General features: G+C 68.2%; 10 protein-coding genes. 5 read left to right on the forward strand and 5 right to left on the reverse strand.

Going from position 1 to position 12806, the window contains the following annotated elements; genetic code table 11:
- Positions 1-63 precede the first annotated feature (63 nt).
- Positions 64-3249 carry a bifunctional [glutamine synthetase] adenylyltransferase/[glutamine synthetase]-adenylyl-L-tyrosine phosphorylase gene (locus ACFWGD_RS03915; protein ID WP_377777243.1) on the reverse strand — a complete coding sequence of 1062 codons (3186 nt, stop codon included), beginning with the start codon at positions 3247-3249 and terminating at the stop codon, positions 64-66.
- 52 nt (positions 3250-3301) lie between these two features.
- Entirely contained in the window at positions 3302-4642 is a 1341-nt protein-coding gene (gene glnA, locus ACFWGD_RS03920; protein WP_377777244.1) for a type I glutamate--ammonia ligase, read from the reverse strand.
- A gap of 63 nt (positions 4643-4705) precedes the next feature.
- Between glnA and panB the strand changes: the two genes are divergently transcribed.
- Both panB and ACFWGD_RS03930 read left to right on the forward strand, forming a co-directional pair.
- Complete coding sequence (gene panB / locus ACFWGD_RS03925; RefSeq protein WP_377777245.1) at positions 4706-5515, forward strand: 3-methyl-2-oxobutanoate hydroxymethyltransferase; 810 nt, start codon at positions 4706-4708, stop codon at positions 5513-5515.
- A gap of 80 nt (positions 5516-5595) precedes the next feature.
- Complete coding sequence (locus ACFWGD_RS03930) at positions 5596-7653, forward strand: CHAD domain-containing protein (protein ID WP_377777246.1); 2058 nt, start codon at positions 5596-5598, stop codon at positions 7651-7653.
- Between the two features lie 447 nt (positions 7654-8100).
- Here the strand turns inward: ACFWGD_RS03930 and ACFWGD_RS03935 are convergent, their stop codons facing one another.
- Positions 8101-8382: a hypothetical protein gene (locus ACFWGD_RS03935; protein WP_377777247.1), complete on the reverse strand. Its 282-nt coding sequence runs from the start codon at positions 8380-8382 to the stop codon at positions 8101-8103.
- Between the two features lie 915 nt (positions 8383-9297).
- On the opposite strand from ACFWGD_RS03935, the gene ACFWGD_RS03940 reads away from it, so the two are divergent.
- Positions 9298-9774: a DoxX family protein gene (locus tag ACFWGD_RS03940; protein WP_377777248.1), complete on the forward strand. Its 477-nt coding sequence runs from the start codon at positions 9298-9300 to the stop codon at positions 9772-9774.
- 518 nt (positions 9775-10292) lie between these two features.
- Positions 10293-10736 (forward strand): lactococcin 972 family bacteriocin, encoded by a 444-nt coding sequence (locus ACFWGD_RS03945; protein ID WP_377777249.1) that lies wholly within the window; start codon positions 10293-10295, stop codon positions 10734-10736.
- 38 nt (positions 10737-10774) lie between these two features.
- Here ACFWGD_RS03945 and ACFWGD_RS03950 read toward each other — a convergent pair whose 3' ends face one another.
- Complete coding sequence (locus ACFWGD_RS03950; RefSeq protein WP_377777250.1) at positions 10775-11005, reverse strand: hypothetical protein; 231 nt, start codon at positions 11003-11005, stop codon at positions 10775-10777.
- Positions 11006-11200: 195 nt separating this feature from the next.
- The gene (locus tag ACFWGD_RS03955) at positions 11201-11410 is read right to left on the reverse strand and encodes an SPOR domain-containing protein (protein ID WP_377777251.1); all 210 of its coding nucleotides are present in this window, start codon (positions 11408-11410) and stop codon (positions 11201-11203) included.
- 217 nt (positions 11411-11627) lie between these two features.
- Between ACFWGD_RS03955 and ACFWGD_RS03960 the strand changes: the two genes are divergently transcribed.
- The gene (locus tag ACFWGD_RS03960) at positions 11628-12794 is read left to right on the forward strand and encodes a hypothetical protein (RefSeq protein ID WP_377777252.1); all 1167 of its coding nucleotides are present in this window, start codon (positions 11628-11630) and stop codon (positions 12792-12794) included.
- Positions 12795-12806 lie beyond the last annotated feature (12 nt).

Here is a 12806-nt window from a genome sequence, read left to right on the forward strand (position 1 = left end):
CGATGGGGAGCCATCCCCACCTTCGGGCTTGTCGACGCCCCGGCCGTCGTCGTAATCGGGCTCCTAGTCGTGCGCGGGGTTCTCCTCGCCCCAGAAGACGCGGTCGACGACGCGGCGGGAATGGCGGGTGACGCGGAGGTAATTCTCCATGAACCCGGTGTTGTCGTCGGGGTCCCATCCGGCGGCGCCGGCGACCTGCGCCAACTGCGGCCCAGGCTGGGGCAGTTCATCGGTGCGCTTGCCGCGGGTGAGCACCAGCGCGTTGCGGGCCTTCGTCGCCGTCAGCCACGCGGTCCGCAGCACGTCGGAGTCCTCCTTGGACAGGATCTCGTCGTCGACGAGCGCCGTCAGGCACTGCAGGGTCGACGTGTTGTGCAGCGCCGGCACTTCATGGGCGTGCATGAAGGTGAGCAGCTGCACGGTCCACTCGATGTCGGTCAGCGCGCCCGACCCGAGCTTGGTGTGCGTGCGGCGGTTGGCGCCGCGGGGCAGGCGCTCGTTGTCCACGCGGGCCTTCATGCGGCGCACGTCGCGCACGACCTGCTCGGAGGCCCCGCCCTCCGGGTAGCGGAACTTGTCGATGCCCCTCAGGAACCGCTCCCCCAGATCCTTGTCGCCGGCGATCCACGTCGCGCGCAGCAGCGCCTGGATTTCCCAGGTCTCGCCCCACCGCTCGTAGTAGGCCAGGTAGGAGTCGAGCGTGCGCACCGGCGGGCCCGACCGGCCCTCGGGCCGCAGGTCCAGGTCGACTTCCAGCGGCGGGTCCTGGCTCGGCTTGGCCAGGCGGCGGCGCAGGGCGTCGCAGATGCCGATCGACCAGCGCACGGCATCGTTGTCGTCGGCCACCGGCTCGCCGTCGTCGCCCACGGCCGGCTCGCACACGAACATCACGTCCGCATCGGAGCCGTAGCCCAGCTCGCCGCCGCCGAGGCGGCCCATGCCGATCACGGTGATCACCGCCGGCACCTGCTCATCGGGGTGCTTCGCCGCCCAACCGCGGATTTCCGCGGCCAGCGCCGCCTCGAGCACGTTGTCCCACACCAGCGACAGAGAGGTGCACACCGACTCGACGTCCATGAGCCCCAGCAGATCCGCCGACGCCACGCGCGCCAGCTCGGAGCGCCGCAGCGCGCGGGCCACGCCGATGGCCTTGTCGGGGTCGGTGTGCCGGTTGGCGGAGGCCACCAGTGACCTGCCCACGGTGCCGGGGTCGGTGTCCAGCAGCTTCGGGCCGGCCGCGCCGTCGCCGTAGAGCTTGATGGTGTCCGGCGCCGACAGCAGCAGCCCCGACACGTATGGCGAGGTGCCCAGAACGTGCATGAGGCGCTCGCCGACCACGCCCTCGTCGCGAAGCATGCGCAAGAACCACGTCTTCTCCATCAGCACGTCGGAGAGTTTGCGGTAGTTGAGCAGGCCCGCGTCCGGCTCGGCGGTGTCCGACAGCCACTCCATCAGGGTCGGCAGCAGCATCGCCTGGATGCGGGCCTTCCGGGAGCTTCCCGACGCCAACGCCGAGAGATGGTCGTAGGCCCTGTCCGGATAGAGATAGCCCAGCGCGGCCAGCTGGCGCTTCGCCCCGTCGGCGGACAGCTGCATCGTGCCGATGTCCTGCTCCACCACGGAGTTGAGCAGCGGCCGGAAGAACAGCTTGTTGTGCAGCGTCTGGATCTGCCGCCCCGTGGCGCGGACCCGCTTGGCCAGCGCCTCGGCGGAGTTCTCCGACCCCGCCGGGGTGACGCCGGAGGCCCGGCCGAGCCAGCGGCGGGCGGTGACGTCCTCATCCGGCGGCAGCGTGTGCGTGCGGCGCATCTTCTGCAGCTGCAGGCGGTGCTCGAGAAGCCGCATGAACTCGTAGCACTCGATGAGGATGCGCCCGTCCTCGCGCCCGACGTACCCGGCCTCCACCAGCGCATCCAGGGCTTGGACGGTGGGCAGGACGCGCAGCGATTCGTCGTAACGCCCGTGGACCAGCTGCAGCAGCTGCACCGCGAACTCGACGTCGCGCAGGCCACCGCGACCGAGCTTGAGCTCGCGCCGCTTCAGGTCGTCGGGGACGTTTTCGATGACGCGGTCGCGCATCGCCTGGACGTCCTCGACGAAGGAATCGCGCTGCGACGCCGTCCACACCAGCGGCGCCAGCGCATCGACGTAGTCCTGTCCCAGGTCCAGGTCACCCGTCATGGGGCGGGCCTTGAGCTGCGCCTGGAACTCCCACGTCTGCGCCCACCGCTTGTAATAGGCCTGGTGCGATTCCAGCGTGCGCACCAGCGCGCCCGATTTGCCCTCCGGGCGCAGTGCGGCGTCGACCTCGAAAAAGCAGCGGCACGCCACCCGGATGAACTCCGAGGCCAGGCGCGTCGCGCGAGTATCGGCGGGCTCGGCGACGAAGATGACGTCGACGTCGGAGATGTAATTGAGCTCCCGGGCGCCGCACTTGCCCATGGCCAGCACGGCCAGGCGCGTGGACACCGGCGCATCCGGGTACGTCGTGGCCACCGCCACCGACAGCGCGGCGGTCAGGGCGGCGTCGGCGAGATCCGACAGGGCCTCGGCCACGCGCGTGAACGGGATCGGCGGCTGTCCCGGCCGGCGCGGGCCGCGCGGGTACGTCCCCGCCAGATCCGCCGCGGCGACGCGCATGATCAGGTTGCGGTACGTCCGCTTCATGGCCACGTCGGCGTCGCGGCCGGTCAGCCCCGCGCGGTACAGGCCGGCCTGCTCCAGGTCCGGCGACGGCGCCGTCGGCTCGCGGTAGTCGAGGTCGGAGGCCTCCTTCACCGACTCCTCGTCGGTGAGCACCGGGGTCTCCGGCACGGCCTCGACGGCGGTGAGCATGTCGCGGAACATGTCGGCGCGCGTGGGCAGGTCCGCCAGCAGCAGCGACCACGTCGTCGGATTGGCCACCATGTGATCGCCGAGCATCGACGAGCCGCCCAGCAGCGCGAATACGCGGGTGCGCATGAGCACCTGCTGGCGCATCGCCGCATCCAGCGCCGACCACGCCGCCCACTGCGGCAGCTCGCCGGAGGCGATGCCCGCGTCGAGCTTCTCCTTCAACCGCACCAGCGACGTCAGCGCCAGCTCGGGGTCCGCCGCCCCGGCCAGCCCCCACAGCAGTTCGAGGCCGTCCTCGTCGTACCAGCCCAGATCCTTCAGATCCCCCACCGAACGGTCGCCGTCGGGCAACCCGAGCGTGGCCGGGGTCGGCACGGTTTGGCGGGACGTGCGGGGGCGGTTCCTCATGACCATGGCGGTTCCTCGGGTGCTCGGTGCGCTCGGTGGGCTCGGTGATCCGGCGGGCTCAGTAGTCCAGGTTGGTGCGCAGCTCCCAGGCGGTGACCTGGCTCTGGTACTCGCGCCACTCGCGCCACTTGTTGCGCAGGAAGAACTCGTGGACGTGGTCGCCGAGGGTGTCGGCCACCAGGTCCGAGCGCTCCATCTCGCGCAGGGCCTCTTCCAGGGACGTCGGCAGATCGCGGTACCCCAGCGCCCGGCGCTCGCGGCGGGTCAGTTCCGAGATGTTGTCCTCGGCCTGCGGCGGCAGTTCGTAGCCGTCCTGGATTCCGCGCATGCCGGCGGCGAGCAGCACCGAGTACGCCAGGTACGGGTTGCACGCGGAATCGACGGAGCGGATCTCGACTCGTCGTGAAGCGGCCTTGCCCGGCGAGTACATGGGCACCCGGACCAGCGCCGACCGGTTGGCCAGGCCCCACGTCGCCGAGGTCGGGGCCTCCTCGCCGAAGACGGTGCGCTTGTAGGAGTTGACCCACTGGTTGGTCACGGCGGAGATCTCCGGCGCATGGGTGAGAATGCCCGCGATGAAACTGCGCGCCGTCGACGACAGCTGGTGCTCGTCGTCGGGGTCGTGGAAGGCGTTGTCGTCGCCCTCGAACAGCGAGATGTGCGTGTGCATGGCGCTGCCGGGCTGGTCCGCGAACGGCTTGGGCATGAAGGTGGCGCGCACGCCGTTGCGCATGGCCACCTCCTTGATCAGGTAGCGGAACGTCATGATGTTGTCCGCCATGCTCAGCGCATCCGCGTACCGCAGGTCGATCTCCTGCTGCCCCGGCGCGTTCTCGTGGTGCGAGAACTCCACCGGGATGCCCATCGCCTCGAGGGCGTTGATCGCGTGACGACGGAAATCAGGGGCCTTGTCGTGGACCGCCTGATCGAAATAACCGCCGTTGTCCGTGGGCACGGGAGGCTGGCCGTCGGTGTCGAGGGAATCGACCAGGAAGAACTCGATCTCCGGGTGAATGTAGGAGGTGAAGCCCTGGTCCGCGGCGGCCTGGACCTGGCGGCGCAGGACGTGGCGCGGATCCGCCCAGCTGGCCTGCCCGTCCGGCATGGAGATGTCGCAGAACATGCGGGCGGTGTGCAGCTCCTGGTCATCGTGGCGCCACGGCAGGATCTGGAACGTCGACGGGTCGGGGCGGGCGATGGTGTCGGCCTCCGACACGCGCGAGAAGCCCTCGATGGCCGAACCGTCGAAGCCGATGCCCTCCTCGAAGGCGCCTTCGAGCTCTGCGGGGGCGACGGCGACCGACTTCAGGTACCCGGAAATGTCGGTGAACCAGAGCCGGATGAAGCGGATGTCGCGCTCCTCGATGGCGCGGAGGACGAATTCCTGTTGGCGATTCATGCCTCCAAGTTACGCGGGCGACCCCGATTCGTGTGGCGGATCGGTGTGGCATGCTTGGCAGCCATGAGCACCCGGAAAATGCGCCTGAACGATCTCGCAGCCCGCAAGGCCGAGGGCCGGCCCTGGGCGATGCTGACCTGCTACGACCACTCCACCGCCCGCGCGTTCGCCAACGCCGGCGTGGAGGTGCTGCTGGTCGGCGATTCCGCCGCCAACGTCGTCTACGGGTACGACACCACCACCGAGGTGTCCATCGACGAGCTGATCCCCCTGGCCCGCGCCGTGGTGCGCGGCGCCCCGAACGCGCTGGTCGTCGCCGACCTGCCCTTCGGCGTCTACGAGGCCTCCGACGAGCAGGCCGTGCTCAGCGCGGCGCGGATGATGCGCGAGACCGGCGCGCACATGGTCAAGATCGAGGGCGGCGAGCGCATCGCGCCCCGCATCCGCGCGCTGGTCAACGCCGGCATCCCGGTCATGGCCCACATCGGCTTCACCCCGCAGTCGGTCAACGCGCTGTCCGGCTTCAAGGTGCAGGGCCGCGGCGAGGGCGCCGAGCAGCTGCGCCGCGATGCCCGCGCCGTCGCCGAGGCCGGGGCGCATGCCGTCGTGCTGGAGATGGTCCCCGCCGAGCTGGCCAAGGAGATCACCGCCGAGTCGCCGATCCCCACCTGCGGCATCGGCGCGGGCAAGGACTGCGACGGCCAGGTGCTGGTGTGGCACGACGCCTTCGCCCTGCCGTCCGACGGCCGCCGCCCGTCCTTCGCCGCCGTTTTCGGCGAGGTCGGCGAGCTCATGGAATCCGGTGCCCGCGAGTACGTCGCGCAGGTCGAATCCCGTGACTTCCCGCCCGTGGACAAGGATTTCAAGGGCTGACGGGAGCTACCCGCACGCGCCCGCGAAACGGGCACCTCGGGCCCTGTCCGGCCCTCCCATCCGGGGGTAGGATCGTGGGCATGAGCGAATCCGGCCCCACCCCCGACACGACCGTTTCCGAGAGCAAGAAGGAGCGGACCGAGCCGTCCGCGACCCTCGAGGTCGAGGTGAAGTTCGCAGCGCCCGATCATGCCGTCGTGCCCGGGTTCGATTTCGTCCCGGGCGTCGCGTCGGCCGAGGAGGAGATACGCGAGATGTCGGCGACGTACGTCGACACCGAGGATCTCCGGCTGACCCGCGCCAAGCGCACCCTGCGCCGACGCCTCGGCGGCCCCGACGAGGGCTGGCACCTGAAGACCCCGGCCGAGGCCGGCCGCATGGAGTACGGCGCCGATCTGGACGAGGGCTCCGTCGACGGCGAAGGCGCCGACGCGACGTACACGGTGCCGGAGACGCTGCTGGCCCCGGTGCGCTCGATCGTCCGCGAGCACCGGCTGCGCCCGATCGCCCGGGTGGACAACGTCCGCCACGTGACCACGCTGAGCAACGCCGACGGCGAGCCGATCGCGGAGTTCTGCGATGACCACGTCACCGCGGTGTCGCTGTTGCCGGGCGGCGAGGAGACCTCGTGGCGCGAGTGGGAGGTCGAGCTGATCGGCGACATTTCCACGAAGCCGGAGGGCGCGCAGCTGCTCGAGCGCCTGGGCGCGGTGCTGCGCATCGCGGGGGCGACGCCGTCGGATAGCCCGTCGAAGCTGGCCACGGCGCTGGGCGCGTCGAAGGATTCCGCTCCCGTGCCGCCGGCGCCGGCGGATCTGCCGGAGGGCACGCCCGGCCGGGCGGTCGTCGATGCGCTGGCGGCGAACGTGGCCAAGATGGTCGAGTGGGATCCGAAGGTCCGCGCCGACGAGTGGGATTCGGTCCACCAGATGCGCGTGGCCACCCGCGAGCTGCGCAGCCACATGCAGACCTTCCACGGCATCCTGGTCGGCGATCAGATCGCGCACATGGAGTCGGAGCTCAAGCTGTTGGCCGGCGTGTTGGGCGTCGCCCGCGATGCCGAGGTCGTCGCGGAGCGCTTCGAGAATCAGCTCAAGCGCGACGAGGCCGACGTCATCGACGGCGAGATGCGCGAGGAGCTCATCGCCGACATCCGCCGCGATTACGACCGCGCGCACCGCCGCGTCGTCGCCGCCCTGGATTCGAGCCGCTACCTGTCCATCCTCGACCAGCTCGACGAGCTGCTGGCCGATCCCCCGGTCAACCCGAATGCCGCCGAGGACGCCGAGCGCGAGGCCGAAGAAAAGGCCGCAGAAAAGGCGGAGCAGAAGGCCGAGAAGGCCGCGGCTTCGCTTGACGACGCCAACGCTCCCGCCGAGGAGCCCGAGGACGACGAGATCTCGCCAGAGGAGACGGCGGGCCGCATCGTCGATGAGTCGGATGCCGGCGACGCCGGATTCACCGGGGATGCGAAGATCGAGTCCTCCGACGCACCCGCCGCCGATGCCCCGGCCGATTCCGATGGTGACGGCAATGAGGCCGTGGACGAGGCGTCGGAAAGCGATGGCGAGGCCGAAGCAGAGGCCGACGTGGAGCTCGAGCCCGCGCCGGAAAAGTCCCCGGAGCAGATCCGCGCGGAGACCAATGCGGTGCTGGCGATTCACGTGGCGAAGGCGTTCCGGAAGTTCGAGAAGCGCCACCGCCTGGCCGTCGAGGGCCGCGGCGACACGTCGATCCCCGTCGCCGATCGGGAGGAGCGGTTCCACGACGTGCGCAAGGCCGCGAAGAAGCTGCGCTACTCGGCGGAGGCGGCGCAGTCGACGGGACTGCCCACGAAGAAGCTGTACGCGGCGTGCAAGGCGCTGCAGTCGTCGCTGGGGGATTTCCAGGACACCTGCACCGCCCGCCACGTCCTGCAGCAGAAGGCCCGGCGCGCCCACTCGCACGGCCAGGACACGTTCGGCTACGGCGTGCTCTACCAAATCGAGCGCACGGATGGCCTGACGGCGCTGGAGGCTTATGACGACGACGTCGCCGGCGTGGTCAAGGCCTACGCCAAGCTCGAGTCGAAGATGGACAAGGCCCGCGAGGAGACGGCGAAGAACTCCGTGAAGACGGCCAAGCGCAAAAAGCGCTAGTTGTTATGCCCCGGTAGATTGCGAACGCTGCCTATCGGGGCATCACCACGTCAGGCGATAACCCCGGCCGGATACATCAAGGGAAGGCCGTCCCTGTGATTGTCTTGGGTTACCAGACTCAAAGACACCAGAAGCGACCTTCCATGACACACGCCGATGCACCACTGCCCCCACCGGGTACTACGCCGCTACCGCACTCCGGCGCTTGCCTGCCTCGACCACTCCGGGGTTGGCTGCACCTGCCTGCACCATGTCGTCGACGTCTGCTCACGATTGGCGTACCCGGAAGTCGTCGCCGATGAGACGAAGGACACCGTCACCGCTTTCAGGGGCCGGGCCCGGGAGTTCTTCATCGGCTCCGGATTCCGTATCGGCTGCCGACCAATGGCAAGGTCGGGCGGCTCAACTTCCGCGAAAGGCGTTCACAACCTCACTGGACATGGCATTTTAGGCCAATCCGGCGATGACCACGACGAACGAGGCGGCGAAAGGAGCCACCGCGATGGCGACGCCGGCGTTGAAGACCGGCCACGATCGCAGAATTACACCCCAGATCGCCGCGATAAACCCGATGGCTGCCGCTGCGTAAAAGGGCCACTCTGGTGTGGCCGCCAAGTCACCGGATCGCCGAATCATCGCGAAAAACAGCACGAACACCACCACAACTGCGGCAGTGGCGACATGAGGCAGCCAGCGCCAATCTGCGATCGCACGGCGAGAGAGATTCATGGACTTTCTCCTTTGACAGGCGCCGCCTGCAGGGGCTCGATATACAATCTCGACCTCGTTGCGGATGGTCAGATTGCGTTGTTGCAGGATGCGGCATTGAATGCGACGAATGCGGCCGCCGCGTAGGCCTTAGCCCTGAATCCAAGGGATCCCATGATACGGGACAACTCCGCCGTAAACTCACGGTTGCAGCTGCATGCGTACATTCCACGGGAAGCCCAGCATTTGTCATGACGCATACAGGCTGCGTCAAGTGCGTCGATGGGAGCCCCAGGTCCCGAATGGCCACCACCACACCAGTTACCGTAACGATCGAGTGCCGCACGATCGGCGACGCCGGATTGATCGAGAGGGGACATGGCATTGAATGTACGTCCAGCCTCAAGTTCGACCGGTGAGGCTCCGTCTGCTTCAGCTCGGGCGACGTTGAACTCATTTCCGTAGCGGGTTGGTTCCAGATATTCCTCAAACAGCGACTCAACCTGGCTAGCCGAGTCGAGGTTCGTCCCGGTCGGTGCCGCGGCATGAGCTTGGGGGAGATAGAACAATAGAGACATAAAGATGAAAACGACCAACGAGGCGACCGTTGCAAAATTGGCAAATCTGACATGTGACAGGCTCGGCATTGCTGCTCCCATAATGATCGACTTCGAGAGATACCCCCTCGACGCGCTGAGGATTCAAGGTTATCGACAGCATAGGCCGAGAATAGCAATTGAAAGGTGCGCGATCAATAGCCTATTCCCAAAATCAATATATATGCACCCGCACTGCAGCAAACTGGAGGCCCGCGACCGACAAGCACTCAGCTTGTGCACGTGTCAGCTTTTTTGTAACCTGTCTCGTTGACACGTCATCAAAGGTCGTGTCGGACGAATCCACCGGCGGATCCCGCCGACGATCACCAGGAGCATCATGACCTTCCCCCACCTGCCCACCGTCGCCCGCGACATCCTCGGCCTCATCGCCCGCATCGGCCTCGGCGCCGTCGTGCTGGCCCACGGCTGGCAGAAGCTGTTCGACTGGACCATCGCCGGCACGCAGGCCGGCTTCGAGGGCATGGGCGCCCCGGCCCCGACCATCACCGCGTGGATCGCCGCGATCGTCGAGTTCGTCGGCGGCATCCTCATCCTCGCCGGCGCGTTCCAGCCGATCGTCGGCATCATCGTCGCCCTGCAGATGCTCGCTGCATGGGCCATCGCCCACACCGGTGCCGGCATGTTCGTCGGCGACGGCGGCCCGGAGCTGGTCATCGTCATCGGCGCCGCCGCACTGTTCCTCGCCGCCTTCGGCTCCGGCCGCTTCTCCGTCGACGCGGTTTTGGCTTCGCGACGCTCCCGCGCCACCACCGCGGACGCCTCGCGCGCCGATCACGCCCGCGCCACCGCGTAACGGAGCCACTGCGTAATCCCGCCACTGCGGGAACCGACGCCGCCGTCCGGCACAATCGGCACAGGCAACGCGCAGACCGCCGCAGTTACCGCACAAGAAAACCGGCGCCCCCATGAGGGGCGCCGGTTTCGTCGTCGGTGGGCGTCGTCAAGGAATTCGGAGCAAATTCCACACAACCCCTTGTGACACCTCCCCATCCCCACCCTGAACTCACCCCCAACCGGCGATCATCCAACCCGCCAATTCGCCTCAAATCGCACAATCCGACCCGCCGTCCCGACCAGCACGAAAAGTCCACTGGCCTTGCCCAGGACTCGCCAGTCAACTCGCGACACAGACCCCCGGGACCCATGTTCGCCACTACCTTTTCTCGACTTACAGGTTTTCTATAGACATCACATCACCAAGGATCTATCGTATTGACTGGGAAAACTTTTTCCACCCGGCGGATCGCAGCAACCAACACTCCATCTAATGCCGCGACTCCGATGGGCCACTCAACACGTTTGGAGCATTTCGTGAAAACCACCCATCTACTTGCAGCTTCACTCACGGTCGCATCGCTCGCGATTGCCACCCCACTGGCAAGTGCAGACACCGTGAGCGAAGTAGAGTACACAGTCCTGACGGTCGACGAGTCCGGAAGCCCGACATCCGGAATGGTCAGCTTCCCCATCGACTCCACGCCCAGCGGAGCCCAAATTCAAAAAATCCCCGGCCTGCCCGGAACCAACAACGAATCAGTCGGCGGTGGAGATTGGAGCTACGGATGGCGATTAGTCAACGTCACCACGAAGGAGTGCTTCTCGAACTACATGCACCGCTCTAAGTCCCACACGGCAACGGCCAGCATGGGAGGTCAGCACAATTCAGCAACTGCCCGCAGCGGAAACTGGGCTCGCGCATTGGTGCGGGGCGGAGTTGGAGGAGGTACGTGCAACGTCTACTGGTCGACCCAGTAGTTTCGGAGCATACTGAGGCTGCGCGCAGAAACTAGTTTCTACGCGTAGGTTTCAGCCTCGGGGGCAAGTTCACCCTCCAGCACATCAGCCACATCCAGGAGAAGGCCGCGCTCTTCGGTGAAGAACCTATTCTGCATATACTCCCAACCCGGGATGTCTTGAGTCTCAAGCGCGTCGACCTCTTCGAGAAATGCGGAGATTTCCCGAAGCTGCCGGGCAGCATTAAGAGCTTTAGGGGCTATGGTCGATGGGGAAATCTTTTTACTCATGGTGACATGCTAGCCGAAAGCACAGCCAAGGGTCCGGAGGGGCTGCGGCCATGGGGCCTCATCAAGATCGGTTTCGGCCGCGGCAGATGAAAACCGGCGCCCCCACGAGGGGCGCCGGTTTCGTCGTGGGTGGGCGTCGTCAAGCAAGGCCCGGGCACCATGCGGGTGACGGCCCACCCGCCGGAACCGGGAACGCTAGGCGTCGGCCGGGGGCTTGCCCCACTCGTCGTCTTCCTCGTCCCAATCATCGGCGGCCTCGTTGCGGGCGGCGACGCGCTCCATCGCGGCGCGGGCCTCCGCCTCCGTGGCATAGGGGCCCATGCGGTCGTCCCACCCGCTCTGCTTGCCGCGGGTCACCTCGCCCGTCGAGGGCGTGTAGTACCAATCCTTGGCGTCGTCGGCCATGTCATCCTCCTGGGATAGTCCTGGAAAAGTCCTGGGATCTTCACGCCGACGCGATGGCCGCGCGCCCGTGAACGGGGTCGCCGCGGCCGACGGGCCGGTTGTGCCCAGATTACCCGCGGGTACTATCTCAGGACATGGCTTGCGGCGACGCGGCACCGGACACCCCGGTGACCGCGGCGCCGCCGCGCCCGTCCACGCCCCCGTCGAAAGGTCCCCGATGCCCGTCCCCGCCGCCGTCGAACGAGTCCGCGACCATGCCGGACCGGATGCGACGATCGCGCACGCGCCGGGATCGGTGGAACTGCTCGGCGAAACCTGCGCCGCCACCGGCGGAATGATGCTGACCACCGCACTGCCGGTGTCCGTGGCCGTGTCGCTGGAACCCAATGACACCGGGGAACTCATCGTGGCGTCGACGCGCGCCGGCGACGAGACCACGCTGCCCATGCCCGACGCCGTGCCCGCCGGGTACCCGCCCGAGGTCACCGCCGTCGCCGCCGCCGTCGTCGCCCTGCAGCAGACCATGCACCTGATCCCCCGCAGCGGCGCCGGCGTCACCGTGCGCTGGGCGGCGAACATCCCCGGCGGGCGCGGCCTCGGCGAGCTCGCCGCGCTGCAGTCCGCCGTGGCCCTGGCCGCCAACGCCCGCTGGGGCGACCGCGACGACGTGCCCACCCGCGCCCGCCTGGCCGCCGCCCTCCACGAGGCCTCCGCCGCCCACTGGGGCGACCACTGGCCTCTGCACCACTACACCGCCGCGCTGCGCAGCCGCCCCGATTCGGTGCTGACCTGCAACCACGCCGACGAGGCCGTCACCCAGACCCCGCGGCCGGACAACCTCGCGCTGATGGTCGCCTACTCACCCGACATCACCGGCGCCTCGCCGCAGGTCGAGCGCCACGAATTCTTTGCCGAGGCCTGCTCCGCCTTCGGCGTGCCCACCCTCCACGGCCTGCCCGAGGCCGAGCCGCGCGTGCTCGACTGGGTCCGCGCCCGCCGGGAGGTCCAGCCCGACGGCGACGCCCCCACCGTCGGCCGCGCCACCCAGTGGCTCGACGACGCCTCCGGCTCCTCCGACCGCGCCCGCGCCGTCTCCGCCCATCTGCGCCACGGCGACGCGGCGGCCGCGATGGCCGGCGTCGCCCACGACGTCTCCGTCCGCGATACCGCACCCGCGGCCGACTCGCCGCTGGGCCGCCTCGTCGCCGGCCTCGAGGACCGCGACGCCGTCGCCCGCTGCTGCCCGGCGCGCGGCGCGGCCGTGGTGGTGTGGGCCCACGCGGACGACGCCGACGACGTCGAGGCCGCCATCCGCCGCGACGGCGGCAGCGTCCTGCGCGTCACCGGCACCGACGCCGGCGACGCCGTCGATTCGCCGTTCTGATCGGGCTCTGAC

The sequence above is a fragment of the Corynebacterium sp. NPDC060344 genome, from assembly GCF_042725215.1.
GTDB lineage: Bacteria > Actinomycetota > Actinomycetes > Mycobacteriales > Mycobacteriaceae > Corynebacterium.